Raw genomic sequence first — 19409 nt, 5'->3', positions numbered from 1 at the left:
GCGATATCGGCCGCCCTGCCCCTACGCCATCAACAGCGCTTCGTATTCCGCGCGGAACTGATCGATGGAACTCTCCACCACCGTCACCGCGCCGTCGATCAAACCGCAACGCCCGCTGCCGGGAAGAACGCGGCACAGGTTCTCCAGTGCATCCAGATCGGCTCGCACGCCGCGGCCCGTGTCGAGCCGGTTCAGAAGCCGCATCATCTGAAACGTTCCGCCCTTGCAAGGCGGGCACTGCCCGCACGAACCCTGAGCGAAGAAGTTCACGTAGTCCGCGACCTTGCGCACGATGCTCGTGCCTTCCGACACCACGATCATCGCGCCCGTCCCGAGACGCGAACGGCGTTGACGCACCGAGTCGAAGTCCAGCGCCACGTCGAGATCGCGCTTGGTCAATAGCGTGTTCGATGGGCCGCCCGTGAAGACCGCCTTGAACTCCTTGCCCTGCAGCATGCCGCCGCCGTGCTGGAACACCAGCGTCTCGAGGCTCGTGCCCATCGGCAGTTCGTACAGGCCGGGACGCAGCACGTCGCCGGAAAGAGAATAGAGCTTGGTTCCGGCAGCATTGCCCACTCCGAGCTCGCGATACCACTGCGCGCCGTGGCGCAGAATCCCGGGCACGTGGGCCAGCGTCTCGACGTTGTTGACGATGGTCGGCGCGCCGTGCACGCCCTGCTCGGCGGGGAAAGGCGGTTTGCGCCGCGGAAACGGAAAGCCGCCTTCGACGCTCGCGATCACCGCCGTCTCCTCACCGCCGATATACAAGCCCGAGCTGGGCACGACGCCGAGCGACAACGGCGCACCGATCCAACGCTCGATAGCGGCGAATTGCGCGTGCCCCGACCACTGCCTGACCGCCTCGCGAGTCGCTGCGAGCGACCCCGTCTGATGCGGATTCACGTACAGGACGACATGGTTGGCCCGCGTCGCCACTGCGGCAATCAGCGCGCCCTCGATCACCTGATGCGGTGTGTGTTCGAGCAGAAAGCGATCCTTGAAGGTGCCCGGCTCGTCTTCGTTGCCATTGCAAACGACGTACTTGTCGCCGCCGGGGGCGCTCGCAACCGGCGCCCACTTTCGATGCGCGGGGAAGCCAGCGCCGCCCATGCCACGCAAATCGGCCTCGGCGAGCGCGGCGATGATCGTCTCCGGGTCGTCGAGCGCTTTGGCGAGTCCCTCGCCGCCGCCGCGCGCGAACCATGCATCGAGGTCGGCGCCGACGCGGAAATCGTCCCTCATCAAGCACTGATTCAGCGTTTGCATCGCGTGCTCCGTGGTTCGCGTCACCGGATGCCACCGATCACGCGGCTCCGCGCGCTCGTGCGCAATCCCGCATCGACTCGCAGATCGAAATGCGCATAGGCGGGAAAGAGTTGCGGCGCTTTCACGTGAAGCGGCAGTCCCGCCAGCGTCAGCTCTCTCTGCCACGCGTGCACGTGACCGATTCCGGCGCGGTTCGTCATCACCCATTCCCTCGATTGCGCGGCCTTCGCGCCAGCACGCCGGCCCATGCTCAGAATGTCGAGCAGCGCGTTGCCCATCAAGCGGTTGCGGCCGTGGATGCCGCCCGTCACCTCGCCGACGCAGAAGAGGCCGGGGACGTTGGTGGCGCCATCTTTGTCGATCGCGACGCCGCCGTTCTGGTAGTGGAGCGTGGGATAAACGAGGAAGGGCTCCTGCGCGGCATCGATGCCGCACTTGTCAGCGAGATGGCGAAGCGTGACGAGGCGTTTGGCCAGAATGCCCGGATGCTCGAGTTCGAGTGTCGGCGTATCGAGGAACACCCCGACCTGGCCGTCGCGCTCGATCCCGCGCCCTAGTGCGCACTCACGCAGGATCGCCGACGCGACCACGTCACGCGGCCTGAGTTCGTCGACGAAACGTTCGCCTTCGCCGTTCAGCAGTCTCGCGCCGGCGGAGCGCGCCGCCTCGGAAATCAGGCCGCCCGCCAGATGGTGCGGGTAGGCGATGCCGGTCGGATGGTACTGGAACGAGTCGAGTTCGCGCAGGCGCGCGCCGATCCGATAGGCGAGCACGAGGCCGTCGGCGGTGGCGCCGTAGTGGTTCGAGGTCGGAAACGAATTCAGATGCAGTCGCCCCGCGCCGCCAGTGGCGAGGATCACGGCGCGCGCACGCACCAGCACGAAGGTACGCCATTCGAGGTTGTAGATCACCGCGCCGGCGCAACCGCCGTGCTCGTCGGACAGCAGCTCGACCAGAGGGCAGCGGTTCCACAACTCGATGCCCGGATCGAGGTCCACTGCCTCGCGCAGCACGCGCATCATTTCGAGGCCGGTATAGTCCCGATACGACAGAATGCGCGCCGCCGATGCGCCTCCGGGTTTCTTGCGCATCAGATTGCCGCCAAGCGGCTGCTCCTCTTCCAGATCGAACATCATGCCGAGCTGGATCAGCCAGCGAATCACATCGGGGCCGTCCATCACCATCTGGGCCACGAGTTCGGGCTCGCCGCAGAAGTGTCCGGCGCGAAGCGTGTCCTCGAAGTGCAGTTGGGGACTGTCGTCCTCGCCGATGGCCGCCTGGATTCCACCCTCGGCCATCACCGTATTGCTGTCGCCAAGACGCAGCTTGGTGGCGAGGATCACGCGCGCGCCCTGCTTCGCCGCCGTGAGCGCCGCGGCGCAGCCGCCGCCACCGCCGCCGATTACCAGCACATCGGTCGTGATCAGCTGTGCGCCGGCGATATCGACATCATCGATCAGCGCGTTAGCCTGCAGATGGCGCGCGAGATCGGGCTGACACGGCTCGCCGCGATTGACCCCGACACTCAGCGTGACCCGCGCATGCGGCCCATGATCGGGGTGATAAGCCTTCAGCAGTTCAGCGACCGGGACGTCGTCGCCGCGGAGCGCGGCCGCCATCCCGGGGCGGTAGCGCTGGCGCGCGGTTTCGTAGGGTATGCCGGCGGACATGACGATTCGCTCCGGTCAGCGCGGCGGTCGAGCGCCAGGCGCATCGAAGTCGATCTTCAGCTCGCCGCTCTCGATCTGCTGCAGCCGCCGCATCAGATTGGCCGGACGCAGCGAAAGCGACGCGATCATCCGGCGCACGAACACACCCAGATGGTTGGGCCGGATATGCTCGGGGCATGCGAGCGTGCACAGGTTGCACATCACGCATTCGTCGAACACCTGGCTCGATGCGGGCAGATTGCCCTCGACCGCGAGGTTCACGCCGCGCTGCACCTCCAGCCCCTTCGGACAGGCGCGATCGCAGCCGCTGCAATGACGGCAATGCGCCGCTTCGGGGAAGATCTCGGCGATCTTGCCGAGCGCCTGCCAGCTGTCGCTGATCTCTTCCATTCGATACAGGTGACGCTCCGACTCGGTGAAGTAATCGAGGAAGGCGACCTGCATGCCCTCTTCGACGAGGGTCTCGCAGGCGAGCGCGGTTTTGACTTCCTGCTCGCCGCTGCGTCGCACCATCACGCGGCACGAGCCGCACACGCCCTGGGACATGCAGCCGACACCCTCGACGAGAGTCTGCCCCGCATGCCCCATGGCCTGCAGAATCGAGCAATTGCCCGGCGCCTGAATCTCGCGCCCTTCGATACTCACGCGAACCATGGCCTCGCACTCTCCTTGCATGCCGTGAACACTTCACTGGCGAACGCGCAAAAAAGGTCATATAAACCTTAGCACAAGGACGGTTATGAGAATGGAGCATGGCATGAAAACTTTCTGGAAGGCCGTCGCTCCTCTGATCGTGGCGATCGTGATCGGACTGATTCCCGCGCCGCCCGGTCTCGCGCAGCACGCGTGGTATTACTTCGGGATTTTCGCGGGCGTGATCGTCGGGCTGATGCTGGAGCCCATTCCGGGCGCCGCGATCGGTCTTATCGCGGTGACGCTCGTCGCCGTGTTCAGCGAGTGGGTGTTCTTCAGTCCCGCGCAACTCGCGAAGCCCGGTTTCAATGTTGCGAACGCGGGCCTCAGTTGGGCGCTTTCCGGTTTCTCGAACAGCACCGTCTGGTTGATCTTCGGCGCCTTCATGTTCGCCCTCGGCTACGAGAAGACGGGGCTCGGCAAACGCATTGCATTGATGCTCGTGCGGGCGCTGGGACGCCGGACCCTCACGCTCGGCTATGCGGTGATGGTGGCGGACGCCGTGATCGCGCCATTTACCCCTTCCAATACGGCGCGCAGCGGCGGGACGATCTTTCCGGTGATTCGCAGTTTGCCGCCGCTTTACGACTCGAAGCCGAACGATCCGTCGGCGCGGCGCATCGGTTCCTACATCATGTGGACCGCTATCGCCACGACCTGCGTGACGAGCTCGATGTTCCTCACCGCGCTCGCACCCAATCTGCTCGCCGCGGAACTCGTCAAGAAAACGGTCGACGTCGACCTCGAATGGACGCAGTGGTTTCTGGCCTTTGCGCCCGCGGGCATCCTGCTGCTGCTGGCCATCCCGCTGCTGACCTACGTGCTGTATCCGCCGCAAGTGAAGCACAGCGCCGAAGTGCCGAGCTGGGCTGCCCAGCAACTGAAGGAGATGGGGCCGCTCACCAGACGGGAAATCATGCTCGCCGTGCTGGTACTGATCGCCCTCGCGTTATGGGTCTTTGCGGACGACTATGTCAATCCGACGACCGCGGCGCTGATGGTGATCGCGCTGATGCTGGTCACCCAGGTAGTGAGCTGGGACGACATGCTCGGCAACAAGCAGGCGTGGAATACCCTCGTGTGGTTCGCGACGCTGGTCGCCCTCGCCGACGGGCTCAGCAGGACTGGCTTCGTCAAATGGTTCGCCGGGACGATATCGACTCATATGGCAGGCTTTCCCCCGACGGAGGCCGCGATCGTCCTCGTGCTGATCTTTTTCTTCACGCATTACATGTTCGCGAGCGTCACCGCCCATGCGACGGCGATGCTGCCGGTCATGCTGGCGGTGGGCTCGACCATTCCCGGCATGCCGATGGAGGCGTTCGCGCTGATGCTGTCGCTGACTTTGGGGATCATGGGCATCCTGACGCCGTATGGAACGGGGCCGAGCCCCGTGTACTTCGGCAGCGGGTATCTGCCTGCGGGTGATTTCTGGAGACTCGGGCTGATTTTCGGCGTCATTTATATCGCGGTATTTCTCCTGATTTGCGCGCCGATCCTGCTATGAAGTTTGAGGCCTGTTCTTCTAGATATCGAAGTACAGGTAAAACTCCCATGGATGCGGGCGCAATTTGATCGTGTCGATCTCGCGGCTGCGCTTGTAGTCGATCCATGTCTGAATCACGTCGTCGGTAAAGACTTCGCCTTTGCGCAGGAACGTGTTGTCGGTTTCGAGCGCCGCCAGCGCCGCTTCGAGCGAGCCCGGCACCTGCCGTATATTGCGCGCTTCTTCGGGCGGCAAATCATAGATGTTGCGATCGAGCGGCTCGCCGGGATCCGTCTTGTTTTCAATGCCGTCCAGACCGGCCATCAGCATCGCGGCGAAAGCCAGATACGCATTGGCCGACGGGTCCGGACAGCGAAACTCGACGCGCCGCGCGTTCGGCGAATCCGAATACATCGGAATGCGCGCCGCGGCCGAGCGGTTGCGCTGCGACATCGCCAGATTGACGGGCGCCTCGTATCCCGGCACCAGGCGCTTGTACGAATTCGTCGTCGGCGCGCAAAAGGCCATCAGCGCGGGCGCGTGCTGAAGCAATCCGCCGATGTACCAGCGGCACATGTCGGAAGTCAGCGCCCAGCCGCCCGCGTCGTAAAAGAGGTTCTGCTGGTCTTTCCACAGGCTCTGGTGACAATGCATGCCGCTCGCGTTGTCGGCGAACAGCGGCTTCGGCATGAAGGTTGCAACCTTGCCGTGCCGACGCGCGACGTTCTTGCAGATGTATTTGTAGATCATCACGTTGTCGGCCATGCGGGTGAGCGTCGCAAAACGCATGTCGATCTCGTTCTGTCCGGCGGTCGCGACTTCGTGGTGATGCACTTCGATCTGCACGCCGGCCTGCTGCAGCGTCAGCGCGATTTCCGAGCGGATCTCCTGCAGCGTGTCATGAGGAGGCACCGGGAAATAGCCCTCCTTATAGTGCTGCTTGTAGCCGAGGTTGCCGCCGCCGTATGCGCCCTCGTCGCGGCCGGTGGTCCAGTCGCCCTCGGCCGACTCGACGTAGTAGTAGCCGCAGTGCTGATCCTGGCCGAAGCGGATCGAGTCGAAGATGAAGAATTCGAGCTCCGGCCCGAAATAACACGTCGTCGCGATGCCGGTCTGGCGCAGGTAGTTCTCCGCCTTTTTCGCCACGTAGCGCGGATCGCGGGAATACGGTAGTCGCAGAACTGGATCGACTACGTCGCAAATGATCGACAGCGTCGGCGTGCCGCAAGCCGGGTCGACGAAGGCCGTTGCCGGGTCGGGCCGCAGCAGCATGTCGGACTCGTGGATCTCCTGGAAGCCGCGGATCGATGAACCGTCGAAACCGATGCCGGCGCTGAACAGGTCGTCGTGAACTTCGGGGAGCGTGATCGAGAAATGCTGCCAGAGGCCGGGCAGATCGGTGAATTTCAGATCGACGATCTGAATATCGCGCTTTTGCAGCAGGTCGATCACATCGCTTGCGTTTTGCGGTCGCGTGACGCGATAACTGCCCGCTTCGACGGACGCCGCAAACGGCGATCCGGTGCTTCCTTGCGTACTGGCCATGAGCTTTGCCCTCTTGCGCCCCCGTTACCGCCGGTTTACTTATAGTCCAACGTTAGTACTTCCGTGGGCGAAAACAAGGCGGCGGTAAGTGGGCCTAGCGGTCCTGCTCCAAGCCCTTCAAATGGGCCTGCCCCGCATCTCTGGCAGCGGCGGCGGTCGCATATGTCTCGTCCGAAACGAGCGAGCGTCTGACCTCGCGGGCCGCGAAGTCGACCAGCGTGATTACCCAGACATGCTCGCCACCCTGCTCCGCCGTTTGCACGAAAGCGCGCACGTCGCCCTTGTCGTCTGATTTCATCGTGACCTCCTTGTGGAAGAGTCGCGCAGGAAACGGCTGCGCGACGATAAAGACATTCGCGAGCCGCGGTGCATTCCTCGCGGAGCGCGTAACTTGATCTTAGGCAATCGAATCGGTCCGTTGCCGGTTTTCTCGCTTCCGATGGCCTTCCCAAATCGCGTGCCGCACGCCGGGATTCCGAATGCGGTTCGCGCCAATCGAACTTAACCCGTTTGCCGCGCGGAACGGCGTCCGCCCAGCCGTCTTGCGAACGACATGAGCGAAGCTCGCGGCAATTCTTCAACGGAAAGCGCCCACAGCGAATACGCGACGCTGCGCTGGAACAACAAGCTGACTGCAGTCCGAAGCTGACCCCGGCCCAGCGCGTACACCGAATCGGTCACGGCGATCGCACCGTGCATCAGAATGCTGGCGTGCCGATAGCATCCCATCATGCAGGCATTGCAGGGTTCGCGTTGATCGGGCAGACGGTCCAGGTCGAACACGGAGCCCATCGGCTCGGGCCATGCCTCGCAACGCCAGACGTCGAGGTTCCAGTCGATATAAAAGTACTTGCTGCCACCGATACATGGAACCAGTTGCCGTTCACCGCGCACGAAGCGCGCGACCTCGTCCAGCGCGGCGCTCGGGTCCATCACACGGAAGCGCTTCTTCAGGCGCGCGATCGCGCTCAACGCTTCGAGTAATTCGTCGGTGTTCAGGTCGACGAGTTTCGAATCTTCGTCGTACACGAGCGAAGTCGATCCAAACGCCTCGCGCCGCGGATAGGAAAAAACGACCGCATCGAAGCCGAGCCGGTTGAGCGTCTCGGGAAGCAATTCGTAACGGACCAGACGGCTCACCGTAATCGATGCGCACACCTCGATGCCGAAGCGATGAGCTTGCGTGATGCCCTCGCGGATGCGGGCCTCGAGACCGCGCAGGCCGCGGTTGTGCTCATGCTCGCGCATGTCCGCGCTATCGATGGAAATCAGCAGGCGCTTGAGGCCGGCCTCCGCCAGTTGCTTGATATGGCGCGGAAGAAACCAGCCGTTGGTGATCACACCGCACTGAATGCCGGCCCTGGTGGCCGAAGCCACCAGCGATGCGATCTGCGGATGAACCAACGGCTCGCCGCCTTGCAGCGTCATGTAACGAATCCGGCGTCTGCGCAGGATCGGCAGTGCGCGCGCGAATTCATCAGGATCGAGATAGCGACGCGGTCCGGCCAGATTCTTCTCGCGAGAGAACCCGCAGAAGTCGCATGCGGCGTTGCAAACGTTCGTCACCGATACGTCGCACACCGCGGGCAGCGGATTGCGCGGTTCGCTGACGGCGCCGTCTACATGCCGTAGATCGCGCCACTTGATGATCCGCTCTGTCGTATTCATGAGACCCTCGCTGCCTGCCGATGAATTCGTCACGAGGCTTCATAGAATACGCTCACTGCGCTGAGCGTGATCGTTGTTACGCGTGCCGTCGGCTTTCGGTGCGTGCCGTCAATGCGAGTCCGATCGCGGCAATACCAGCGAACAGCGCTGGCAGCAGGAATACATTCGGCAGGCCCAGCATTTTGACCCCGAGACCGCCGGCGACGCCGCCTAGCGCCGAAGCCAGAGCCGTCGAGCTCATGAAAATCGCCGATGCGGTCGCCAACGCGCTCGGAAGCTCGAGAGTCCGGCCAACGGCAGCGAGGCGCCAAGTTCCTTCACCAGGAAAAGAACGATCCGCGGCGCGGCCGCTGACGTGCCGAGTCCCGACAGAAACATCGCGAGCGTCGAGCCGCGGAACAGCCTCGACGTTGCAACTTGACGCAATGCGGATTCACTAGCGGTTTGATTTGAAATCGTTAGAGCTTCACTACCGGTTTGGTCAGGCATCGTGAAATACGCGAAGCCGATGCCTGAAACGGGACACGCTGAATAGCAGCGGACCACGCGAAACGCCTGATTGAATCGGTGCTAGCTAACCGCGCTATGAATCATGCCGACCATAGGCCAATATCGGGGGGGGGGGGGCGCAAGAACAGCGCAGTCGTCGAACTCGGAGGAATCAATCAGTTGGCAGAAACACTCGAGCATCTGCCTTGGCGATGCGCCACGGTCGATAACCGCATCGACACCCGGCCACTCTGCGAAAGGAGACAGCGTACTGGACAGAACCGCAACCCGGCATTGCGGGCAGTGCTTGTTGATCAACTCGATCGCTTTTAACTTCGATGCAAGATGGCAGTCGCCGTCAAGCACCGTCAGTTGTGCGTTGCTGACGATTTGCCCCCGTACCGCATCAGCGCACGTCTCGAGCGTGGAAACGAAGCCTCGCACCCGGGCGATAACGAAGAGGGATTCGGCAATCGGCTCATGTCCTCTGCGGAGGACGAGCAGGCGCCGTCCCTTACCAACGTTTGGCATCATGGTTCGCGCTCCATTGGCAACCAGCAACGCGTAAATTGACTTCCACCTGAGAATCGTAATGCGATACCTCTCGCACGCCTCGGTGTAAGCGAGTGAATCCTCGCCCGACGTGGAACGGGCAAGTTCTAGGGCCTCGAACGCCGAATCGACTTCGCTCAGCGATATATCGAACGCATCTCGCGTATCCATGGCGAGTATTAGAGTCGAGTCACCTGGATTTCCAGCATACGTCGGCCCAGCCCCGTGCAAAAGCTCGGCCGTGCGAAAGTGATTTCTTTTCGTCCGTTGGTCTTTCGTGCACAACTCTTTTCTGCCCTCGGCGATTCGTGGGCTATTTCAACGGTTCGTCGGATTTGAAGCACTGCTCCCGCTTTCGGGTCTCTGGGGCAGCCAGCGCGGCCGGACGGCTTGAGCGGTAAGCAGATACTGGTGGCTGCAAAGCTGGGATTCATTCTTGGCAAGTTCTGCCGGGCCGCTGCCGCGGGTTCCTATGCGATCGGCGGCACGATACTTGCGCGCTTACATCTCAACTGTTTCCAGCTTTGCACGCTCACATCCAACTTACCAATCGTCACGAGGCGATGGCGAGAATCGGCGAGCGAAGATCCGTCGGCAGGAGAGAACCGACGTTCGAATGTCCGCGAGTACCGCGAAGACAGGTTTCAGCTTTTTCGGGACGTTTTTGGCACAAATGGCGTGGGTATGTGCTGGACCTTTTCGCTTCCGCACTTCGGGCAAGCGGGATGAGCGTCTTGATGTTCAGCAAGATGCTCGGCATGTTCGAACATCTCACCGCATTTCTCGCACCTGTACCGGTAGGTCGGCATGGCATTCCTCCAACGAGAATCCTGCACGTCGCGCTGACCAGATACGTCTACGACGTCGACAATAACCCATTCTAGTGCAGGAAAGTGCGGGAAACGTCCGCGTACACGTCGCGCATTGCCGTTCAATCCGATGCCCCGCTGATTGCGGCACTGACCGCGACTATCGGTTTGCCCCGTCACCCACCAGCCGAAAAACCTGCACCGCATCTTCCAACGTGGACGCCTGTTCCTGCATGCTGGCCGCCGCGGCTGCCACCTGCTCGACCAGAGCAACGTTTTGCTGGGTCATCTCGTCCATGTGTCCGATCGCGCGATTGATTTCGCCGATGCCGGTACTTTGCTCGTTGCTCGCGTGCGTAATCTCACCCATCAAGGTGACCACACTATCGACGGCCGTGACGATTTCGGTCATGTCCCGGCCAGCCTGGTCGACCAGTTCTCCGCCTGCATTGACGTTGCCGACCGAATCCGTGATCAGCGCCTTGATTTCCTTGGCGGCCATCGCGCTGCGTTGGGCGAGGCTGCGCACCTCGGCGGCGACGACCGCAAAGCCGCGCCCCTGGTCGCCGGCGCGGGCCGCCTCGACGGCCGCGTTCAAAGCCAGGATGTTGGTCTGAAAAGCGATCGAATCGATCATGCTGATGATGTCGACGATCTTGTGTGAACTGCCGCGGATCAGCGACATGGTGGTGACCACACGGCCCACCACGGTGCCGCCTTTGACCGCTAGATCGGAGGCAGACGCGATGTGCTGGTTGGCGTGCGAAGCGCGTTCGGCATTGGCGCGGACCATCGCAGTCAATTGTTCCATCGTCGAAGCGGTTTCCTCGAGCGAGCCGGCCTGCGCCTCGGTGCGGGACGACAGCTCCGCGTTGCCGGCGGCAATCTCGCGCGCGCCCAGCGCGATCATATCGGACGCGCGTCGCACGTTGCCGACTACCGAGGCCAGGCCGACACTGATGCCGTTCATCGCCTGCATCAACTGGCCGAGTTCGTCGCGACGGCTCACATGCACCTGCGCGGTCAAGTCGCCGGCCGCCAGTTTTTCCGCGGCGGCCTTCGCTTCGAGCAGTTGCATGCCGAGACCGCGCCGGGTCGTCACGAAGACGAGCGCGCTGACCACCAGCGCGCCGAGCAGCCCGAAGCCGATCACGCCGGTTGGCAGGAAAGGCGGCGACGCCCCCGCGGGGCTCGCCGGGTCCGGGAGGACCACTACCTGCAGCAGCCGACCATAGCCCAGCAGGAGTACGGTATTCGCGGCGAGGGTCAGCAGCGCGAGCCTCGCTCCGATCGACAGGTTCCACACCTCGCTGACATCGAGGCCGACGTACAGCGCGCCGATTACGGCGCCGGAACTGTCCCGGATCGGCTCGTACCGCGTCATGTATTGCTTGCCGAATAGCGTCGCGTAACCGGTGTAGGGCTGCCCGCTGCGCAGCATCCGATAGCCGGGGTGCGAGCGGTCCAGTACCGTGCCCACGGCTCGCTCGCCGGTTTGCCTTTTGACCGAAGTCGCGACGCGCACGAAGTCTTCGCCTATTGCGACGAATAAGGTGCCCGTCGCGCGGGTCTTGTCGGTGAAGCGGTCCACTTCGCCGTAGTTGAGGTTCAGCAGCGTGCCTCCGTTCAGCAGCCTCGGCGTCATCACACCGAGGATGTCGACACAGCTTGATTCGTCGCGTGTAAATGGAGCTGGAAAATACCCGGCGAGCGTGCGCGCGTGACGACGCACCTGGGCCTTGAGCGGCAGCAGAGAGTGCATGAAGTGAACCCCCGTCGACTGTGTCAGCGATTCGAATGAATCGGACGTTTTATTCTGATTTAATTAGACAGAATATTGCATGAGATGGCAATAGAGGTTGCTCGCTAATCTCAGTTCACTGACAGTGAGGCGCCAGCCGGGTCATAGATGCTTGAACACGCCGCACGCCAGAGCACGCAGTTCTTCGAACTGCGTGACCAGTTGCAGACATAGAAGGAAGGCGAGCATGGCCGAAGGTCCCGGATAGCGTTCGATCCATCGCAGCACCGGGGTCGCGTAGCGCGTGCGAATCGCATCGCGTGTCAGGATCAACGTGATCCCGATTCCCAGCGCGGCACCCGCCAGCAAATCGGTCGGATAGTGAAAGCCGAGATAGGCGCGCGGAAGGCAAATGAACAGCGCGGTATAGAGAAGCGCCAGCACGCCGATGCCCCGCCACACGACGAAGATGCCGGTGGCGACCGCCATCCATAGCATGGCGTGATCGCTTGGAAACGAACTCCAGTCCGACAACTGCGCAGCCTTGGTCGCGCCGCTCGCGAACTGCAGCCGCAGTTCGGTGCTGTAGATGGGACGCACTCTAAATGGCAGCCAGTGCGCCAGCAGCCTTCCGACGAAGAGCGCCACGACACCGCTGAGAAGCGTCGCGAGCACTATTTCGCGCCGCCATTCGGCGCGTTCGTCTCGTTGAAACCAGATCCACCAAAGCACGGCAATCAATACCAGCCCTTTAAAGGTGTACAGGTCGGCGATGGCTTGTATCGATTGGGTCGCGAAATGACCGAAGTGTATGCTGGACAGATATGTTTCGATGGTCGAATCGAAGCTGTTCATGTTTTTGTAATTAATATCTGCTAATCGCAGCGACAGATCAGCATAATCCAGCCAGGCGACGAAAAATGAGGCGTAGACAACGTTTGCCATCAATTTTTTGCTCGCTCCGATACCGCACGCGCCCTCCCCGTCATGGCGCCCCCTTCACCTGCTCATGCGGTTTCTCCACCCCCGCCATGCTCAGCGCCTCATGCAGCGTGCCGAAAATGCAGCGCTCCTCGACGATCGGCGTAATGCCATGCCGATCCATATCCGAGCGCAAATAGCGATTCACCCGCGCAAAGACCACCTCGATCCCATCGCGCTTGAGCGCCGAGCACAACTCGCCCACCGAGCGCGCCGCCGAATAATCGACGTCCGTGATCGCGCTCGCATCGACGACGAACCAGCGCACGGCGTTCGGTGCGTGCTCGATCAGGCGGCGCGCATCGTCGACGAAAAAATGATCGTTCGCGTAGAACAGGTCGGCGCCGAAGCGATAGACGATCAGCCCCGGCGCGGTCTCGATGCCGGGCACCGCAGGCACCGGCACCCACATGCCGTCGCCGTTGGGCGCGAGCATCATCGTGTGCGGGCGGTAGCTGTGCCGCACGTGACGCAGCAAGGACAACGCGACCGCGACCAGAATGCCGTGCTCGACGCCGATCAGCACGACCGCCGCCGCCGTGAACAACGCTAGCGCAAACTCGCCGGGGCTTTCCCGGCGAATCGAAAAGAGCGACTGCACGTTGATCAGGCCGACCGCGATCGTAAACACGATGCTCGCGAGGATGCAGTGCGGCAGATACTGCAGATAACGGCTGAAAAACAGCAGCACGATCACCACGACCGCAGCGAACACGAGCTGCGCGAACTGGCTGCGCGTGCCGGCGCGATCGGCCATCGCGGTCTGCGTCGGGCTGCCGTTGACGACGAACGCGCCGGAAAACGCCGCCGCCGCGTTGGCGGCCGCGATGCCGAGCAGGTCCGCGTTGGTATCGACCGGCTCGTGATAGCGCTCGGCGAACACGCGGCTCGCGGCGGCGCTTTGCGCGACGATCATCACGAAGCACGACGCCGCGACCGGCACGAGATCGAGCATCTGCTGCCATGTCACCAGCGGAATCCGCAGCGGCGGCAAGCCGCCCTCCACCGGTCCGAGGATCGAGATGCCGTGCGCGGCGAATCCGAACACGTCGCTCGCGGCAATGCCTCCGACGACCGCGATCAACGGCACCGGCAGGCGCGGCCAGAACCGCTTGCAAACGAGAATCGCGGCCACCACGAAGAGCGAGATCGCCAGCGTCGGCCGATTGATCTGGGTGGCCTTGCTCACCACGAGCAGCAGTTGATCTACGCTGCGCGCCGCATGTCCGGGCACGCCGAGCATGTCGCCGAGCATCGCGATGCCGACCTGCACGCCGACGCCGGCGAGAAAGCCGACCAGCACCGTGCGAGACAGGAAATCGGCGAGAAAACCGAGTTTGAAGATGCGCGCGACGAGCAGCAAGCCGGCCGTCAGCAGCGCGACCATCGCCGCGAGCGCCGCGTATTCGGCGCTCGACGCTGGTGCCATCGTCTCCAGACGGCTCGCGAAGATCGTCGCGGTGGCCGAATCTGCAGCGACGACCAGATGCCGCGACGCGCCGAAAAACGCGAACGCGATCAGCGGCAGAAACACCGTGTAGAGCCCTGTGACGGCCGGCATACCGGCAATGCGTGCATAGCCGAGCACCTGCGGTATATCCATCGACGCAAGCTGCACACCGGCCAGCGCATCACGCGCCGCCGTAATCCGGCTCAAAGGAAGAATGCCCTTCAGCACGCTGGCACGTGCCGCCATTTTCTGCAGAGAATCTTGCATATGCGATGCCGACCCAAAAACGAAGGTATCGCGCATCGTGCCGCGAACCGGCACGCCAAGGCAAGCCTTGTGAAAGGTAAAACGGGCTAGTGATGAAACGGAAACGAGAAAGCAAACCGAAAGGACGCAAACGGTTGGCCCTTTCAGATTAACGACAAACTAACGAATGCTTGATCGCAAAGCGAAAATCTCCACGGCGTGGCCGCGGAAAGAACGCGCGAAGAAAAACTACCGCTTGAAACGTCCCGTCTGCGGATCCACATGGCGCGCAAAACCAAACAGCGCAGCGATGCCGATCGGACAGGCGATCAGAAAGATGGCCAGCATCACACTCACCCCGTAACAGCTTGTTACAGCGGAGTTTAGAGAAATTTGACGCAAGTTTAATGAGGGAAAACCGCAAAGCAGTATTGCGAAGGATTACGGCGACCTTAAAAAGACCGTCACACCCGTAAGTGAAAACGCGAATGAGCGCGCGACGGCGCTCGTGAAAAAACACGACGAAAAATCGATGGGACTCTGAGGAAAGCCTCGCCGCGTATAGCGGGTAGCCGCGTCGCCATTCAATTCGCGAGTTCCAACCGGCGCCGGCATAACACAGAAGAGACGGCGCGCATCCGCGCGCCAGACATCACACCGCCACGATTAGTCAAACCCTTCTACCGCATTGCGCCATGGGTATTTTTCTTCTGAATCGGCGCTGGTCCGACCGATTCGCGCATCGTCACGCTGACCGGAAACTCGCGGAAGATCTCCCACGTGGTGCCGTAACACTGGTTGATCAGCCAGCGCACCGCGTTTTGCGTCAGGTCTCCGGTCGGAATATGCACCGACGTGAGCCCGGGCGCCGCGTACGCGGCCGAGTAGTCGTCGTCGTAGCTGATCACCGAAATGTCGTTCGGCACCGAAATGCCCGCCTGGTGAAAACGCGCGAGCACGGCGACAGCCATCGTGTCGTTCGCGCAGAACAGGCCGGTCACACGCCGCTGTGTCTCGAGCAGCTTCTGCGCGGCCGCGTAGCCGCCTTCGGGCGAGAAGTCCGATTCGATCAGCAGGACGTCGTCGCGCGCAATGCCGGCTCGCGCGAGTTCGGCGAAAAAGCCGTCGATCCGCATCACGTTGTCCGACGCGGTAGCCGGCCCGGAAATCACCGCGATGTCGCGATGCCCGTGATCGAGCAGCGTGCGCGCCGCGAGTTCGCCGCCGCGCCGATGATCCGCGCTGAACGACGCTTCCGGCAACTGCTCGAACGCGCGATTCAGGAACACCATCTTCGGATGCATGTCATGCAGCATGATCAGGTCTTCGTCGTGCAGATCGTGGCTGATCACGACCACGCCGTCGCAATCGCGGCCGATCAGAAAGCGCACCGCCTCGATCGCCTGCTCGCGCGGCGACACCTCGCCGCAACCGGTCGCGACCACGACATGCCGGCCGACCGCGCGCAGCTCGGTGTCGGTCTGCTTCAGGATCGTGCCGTAGTACGGACCAAAGAAGGTCGGCACGAAGATGCCGATGATGCCGAGCTGCTGCGTCGCCATTGCCCGGCCGATCGACGACGGGCGGAAGTTCAGCGCCTCGATCGCCGCCTTCACGCGCGCCGCGGCATCGGCTGAAATCGGTCCCTTGCCGGAAATCGCTCGTGAGGCGGTCGACATGCCCACGCCGGCCAGTTGCGCGACGTCCTTGAGTGTTGCCACGCGGTTCTCCATCAAGCCTGTCTCGACGAGCCGCTTCGCGCGTGACGCGCCGCGGCGTTATAAGCGCGCGCCGCTCGCTTCGTCGAATAGCGAGACATGCGCGGCGTCGAACGAGAACGCCACGGTGTCATCCTCCGCAATCGGCGCTTTTGTCTGATCGATCGACGCGATCTGTTCGCCATGATAGTCGAGCCAGATCACGCGGTGGTTGCCCATCGGCTCCATCAGCGAAACTTTTGCGCGCTCGCTGGCGCCTGCCGTGATATGCACGTCTTCGGCGCGCACGCCGAGTACGCATGGTTTACCGTGCTCGGGCGCCTGCGTGAACTCGTATGCCGACACGTCGATCTGCGCATTGCCGGAGCAAAAGTGGAGCACGCCGTCGCGGGTTTCGAGCGTGCCCTTCAGCAGATTCATCGCCGGCGAGCCGAGAAAGGTCGCGACGAACAGGTTGTTCGGCCGCGCATAGACTTCGGCCGGCGTGCCGAACTGCTGGATCACGCCGCCGCGCATCACGGCCATGCGCGTCGCGAGCGTCATCGCCTCGACCTGGTCGTGCGTCACGTAGATCATCGTCGCGCCGAGGCTGTGATGCAGCTGCTTCAGCTCACGGCGCAGCTCGGTGCGCAGCTTCGCGTCGAGGTTCGACAGCGGTTCGTCGAACAGGAACACATCGGCTTCGCGCACGATCGCGCGGCCGATCGCAACGCGCTGGCGCTGACCGCCCGACAACTGCGACGGCTTGCGCTTGAGCAGCGGCCCCAGTTGCAGCATCTCCGACGCGCGCGCGACACGCCTTGCGATTTCCGCCTTCGGCGTGCCGTTGATGCGCAGCGCGAACGACAGGTTGCGCTCGACGCTCATGGTCGGATAGAGCGCGTACGACTGGAACACCAGCGCGATGCGGCGATCCTTCGGATCGGCCCACGTCATGTCCTCGCCGGCGATCTCGATGCTGCCGTCGCTGACGTCGATCAATCCCGCGATGCTATGCAGCAGCGTGGACTTGCCGCAGCCCGACGGCCCCAGCAGCACGACGAACTCGCCGGCGAGCACATCGAGATCGAGGTTCTCGATCACCGTGTTCGCGCCGAGCCGAATCGTCAGATTGCGGACCGCGACATTGGCGGGGTGCGTGAGCGCCGCGGCGTCGGACGCGGCGCCCGCGCTTGCACCCGGCACGGCGGCCGCATCGATCGTATTAGCCATGTCTGTCATGCCTTACCCCTTGACGGCGCCCGACGCAATGCCGCGCACGAACCAGCGGCCCGAGATGAAATAAACCGCGAGCGGAACCATCGACGTCAGAATGGTCGCTGCCATGTTGACGTTGTAGAGCCGCTCACCGGTCGTCGTGTTGATGATGTTGTTCAGTTGCACCGTCATCGGCAGATTCTTCGTGCCCGCGAACACGAGGCCGAGAATGTAGTCGTTCCAGATGTTCGTGACCTGCATGATCAGCGCGACGACGATGATCGGAGTGGACATCGGCAGCATCAGCTGAAAGAAGATGCGCCAGAAGCTGCCGCCGTCGATGCGCGCGGCCTTGAACAGCTCCTGCGGAATCGACGCGTAGTAGTTGCGGAACAGCAGCGTCATCACAGGCATGCCGAACATCGTGTGAATCAGAACGATGCCGGGCAGCGAGCTGAACAGATGCACGCTCGCGAGCACGCGCACGAGCGGATAGATCATCACCTGCACCGGAATGAACGCGCCGACCAGCAGCACGCCGAACAGCAGACCCGCACCGCGCGGCCGCCAGAACGACAGCGCGTAGCCGTTCACCGCGCCGACCATGATCGACAGTACCGTGCTCGGCGCGACGATGCACACCGAGTTCCAGAAGCCGACGCGAATGCCGTTGCAATCGAGCCCGGTACAGGCCGACTGCCATGCGGCAACCCACGCGTCGAGCGTGAAATGCACCGGAAAGCCAAGCAGATTGCCGAGGCGGATCTCGCTCATCGGTTTGACCGACGTAACCAGCATCACGTAGAGCGGCAGCAGAAAGAACACCGCGGCGGTGAGCAGGAACGCGTAGATGCCCAGGCGCGCCGGCGAGAACACCGAACGGCGAGGCCGCGTACGCGCGCGCTGCGGCAGACCGCCTTTGAGCGTGGAATCGAGCGTGTTCATCCTCTCTCCCCGCGCAGCGCCGCACGGCTGCGTGCATAGAAGAACGGCGCGAGAACCGCGAGCACCGTCGCGAGCAGCACGATCGATGCAGCCGACGCAAGGCCGATATTCGCGCGTCCGAACAGATAGTCCATGATGAATTTGGCCGGCACTTCGCTCGCGGTGCCGGGGCCGCCCTGCGTCATCGCGACGACCGCGTCGTACAGCTTGACGACCATCACGAACAGCAGCACGAACGCGGTCGAGATCGACGGTCCGAGCATCGGCACCACGATGCTCGCGTAGACCCGCCAGCGTGGAATGCCGTCGATGCGCGCGGCTTTCCACAACTCTTCGTCGATGCCGCGCAGGCCCGCGAGCAGCAGCGCCATCACGAGACCCGAAGCCTGCCACACGGTCGCGATCACGATCGTGTAGATGACCCAGTCCTGATCGACGATCCAGTCGAAGCGCGCATGCGGGAAGCCGAGGTTGCGCAGCACCTGCTGCGCACCGAGCGACGGATTCAGAATCCACTGCCATACGAGCCCGGTCGCGACGAACGACATCGCGTACGGATACAGAAACACCGTGCGCAACGCGCCTTCGGCGACCACGCGCTGATCGATGAAGATCGCCAGCAGCAAACCGATCACCATGCACGCGATGATGAAACACGCGCCATAAATCACGATGTTCTGCAGCGACATCAGCCAGCGGTCGTTGTGGAACAGCCGCACGTACTGTGTGAGACCCGCGAAGTCATTCGACGGAAACGTGCGCGAATTGCTGAGCGACACGCGCGCGGTCCAGACCATCGTGCCCAGATACGTGAACACGACGGTCAGGAGCATCGGCAGCAAGGCCAGCCAGACCGCGATCGAAAACCGCCGGTTCAGCGGCTTGCTTCGCGGCCTGGGTTGCGACTTGCCCGGTGGGTTCGAACCCTCGGCTGGCAGCTTGAGCGCGTGCAT

At 62.7% G+C, this 19409-nt stretch carries 17 protein-coding genes; 1 reads left to right on the top strand and 16 read right to left on the bottom strand.

Annotated elements, in window-relative coordinates:
• Positions 1-21: 21 nt before the first annotated feature.
• From QFZ94_RS13080 to QFZ94_RS13070, 3 genes are read right to left on the bottom strand one after another with little or no spacing between them, the layout of a single operon-like run.
• On the bottom strand, positions 22-1266 hold the full coding sequence (locus QFZ94_RS13080; protein ID WP_429457345.1) for a complex I 51 kDa subunit family protein: 1245 nt from the start codon (positions 1264-1266) through the stop codon (positions 22-24).
• 20 nt (positions 1267-1286) lie between these two features.
• A complete protein-coding gene (locus QFZ94_RS13075) occupies positions 1287-2936 on the bottom strand; it encodes an FAD-binding protein (RefSeq protein ID WP_429457343.1) in 1650 nt (549 codons plus the stop codon).
• 15 nt (positions 2937-2951) lie between these two features.
• Positions 2952-3590 carry a 2Fe-2S iron-sulfur cluster-binding protein gene (locus QFZ94_RS13070; protein WP_410850379.1) on the bottom strand — a complete coding sequence of 213 codons (639 nt, stop codon included), beginning with the start codon at positions 3588-3590 and terminating at the stop codon, positions 2952-2954.
• Positions 3591-3693: 103 nt separating this feature from the next.
• On the opposite strand from QFZ94_RS13070, the gene QFZ94_RS13065 reads away from it, so the two are divergent.
• On the top strand, positions 3694-5136 hold the full coding sequence (locus QFZ94_RS13065) for an anion permease (protein WP_368585812.1): 1443 nt from the start codon (positions 3694-3696) through the stop codon (positions 5134-5136).
• An 18-nt stretch (positions 5137-5154) separates the two neighbouring features.
• Here QFZ94_RS13065 and glnA read toward each other — a convergent pair whose 3' ends face one another.
• The 13 genes from glnA to QFZ94_RS13000 all read right to left on the bottom strand — a co-directional run bounded on the left by glnA (position 5155) and on the right by QFZ94_RS13000 (position 19409).
• Positions 5155-6660, bottom strand: a complete 1506-nt coding sequence (gene glnA / locus QFZ94_RS13060) for a type I glutamate--ammonia ligase (protein ID WP_368585813.1) — start codon at positions 6658-6660, stop codon at positions 5155-5157.
• Between the two features lie 94 nt (positions 6661-6754).
• Positions 6755-6958 carry a hypothetical protein gene (locus QFZ94_RS13055; protein WP_013091358.1) on the bottom strand — a complete coding sequence of 68 codons (204 nt, stop codon included), beginning with the start codon at positions 6956-6958 and terminating at the stop codon, positions 6755-6757.
• A gap of 203 nt (positions 6959-7161) precedes the next feature.
• Positions 7162-8328 carry a radical SAM protein gene (locus tag QFZ94_RS13050; protein WP_429457340.1) on the bottom strand — a complete coding sequence of 389 codons (1167 nt, stop codon included), beginning with the start codon at positions 8326-8328 and terminating at the stop codon, positions 7162-7164.
• Between the two features lie 76 nt (positions 8329-8404).
• Positions 8405-8569, bottom strand: a complete 165-nt coding sequence (locus QFZ94_RS13045; RefSeq protein ID WP_429457338.1) for a hypothetical protein — start codon at positions 8567-8569, stop codon at positions 8405-8407.
• Between the two features lie 329 nt (positions 8570-8898).
• Entirely contained in the window at positions 8899-9540 is a 642-nt protein-coding gene (locus tag QFZ94_RS13040) for a hypothetical protein (RefSeq protein WP_429457336.1), read from the bottom strand.
• A gap of 473 nt (positions 9541-10013) precedes the next feature.
• Positions 10014-10178 carry an FmdB family zinc ribbon protein gene (locus QFZ94_RS13035; protein WP_368585818.1) on the bottom strand — a complete coding sequence of 55 codons (165 nt, stop codon included), beginning with the start codon at positions 10176-10178 and terminating at the stop codon, positions 10014-10016.
• A gap of 160 nt (positions 10179-10338) precedes the next feature.
• On the bottom strand, positions 10339-11940 hold the full coding sequence (locus tag QFZ94_RS13030; RefSeq protein WP_429457334.1) for a methyl-accepting chemotaxis protein: 1602 nt from the start codon (positions 11938-11940) through the stop codon (positions 10339-10341).
• Positions 11941-12081: 141 nt separating this feature from the next.
• Positions 12082-12774 (bottom strand): phosphatase PAP2 family protein, encoded by a 693-nt coding sequence (locus QFZ94_RS13025; RefSeq protein ID WP_429457775.1) that lies wholly within the window; start codon positions 12772-12774, stop codon positions 12082-12084.
• Between the two features lie 130 nt (positions 12775-12904).
• Positions 12905-14617 (bottom strand): SulP family inorganic anion transporter, encoded by a 1713-nt coding sequence (locus QFZ94_RS13020; RefSeq protein ID WP_429457332.1) that lies wholly within the window; start codon positions 14615-14617, stop codon positions 12905-12907.
• A 659-nt stretch (positions 14618-15276) separates the two neighbouring features.
• Complete coding sequence (locus tag QFZ94_RS13015) at positions 15277-16329, bottom strand: LacI family DNA-binding transcriptional regulator (RefSeq protein WP_410850373.1); 1053 nt, start codon at positions 16327-16329, stop codon at positions 15277-15279.
• Between the two features lie 45 nt (positions 16330-16374).
• The gene (locus QFZ94_RS13010; RefSeq protein ID WP_410850372.1) at positions 16375-17535 is read right to left on the bottom strand and encodes an ABC transporter ATP-binding protein; all 1161 of its coding nucleotides are present in this window, start codon (positions 17533-17535) and stop codon (positions 16375-16377) included.
• Between the two features lie 3 nt (positions 17536-17538).
• Positions 17539-18456, bottom strand: coding sequence for a carbohydrate ABC transporter permease (locus QFZ94_RS13005; RefSeq protein WP_410850371.1), 918 nt, complete (start codon positions 18454-18456; stop codon positions 17539-17541).
• On the bottom strand, positions 18453-19409 hold the full coding sequence (locus tag QFZ94_RS13000; protein ID WP_368585824.1) for a carbohydrate ABC transporter permease: 957 nt from the start codon (positions 19407-19409) through the stop codon (positions 18453-18455). The genes QFZ94_RS13005 and QFZ94_RS13000 overlap by 4 nt, the downstream gene beginning before the upstream one ends.

Origin of the sequence: Paraburkholderia sp. JPY465 (genome assembly GCF_050436725.1) — a bacterium.
Taxonomy (GTDB): Bacteria; Pseudomonadota; Gammaproteobacteria; order Burkholderiales; family Burkholderiaceae; genus Paraburkholderia; species Paraburkholderia youngii.
This window is presented reverse-complemented; position numbering and strand designations above follow the sequence as displayed.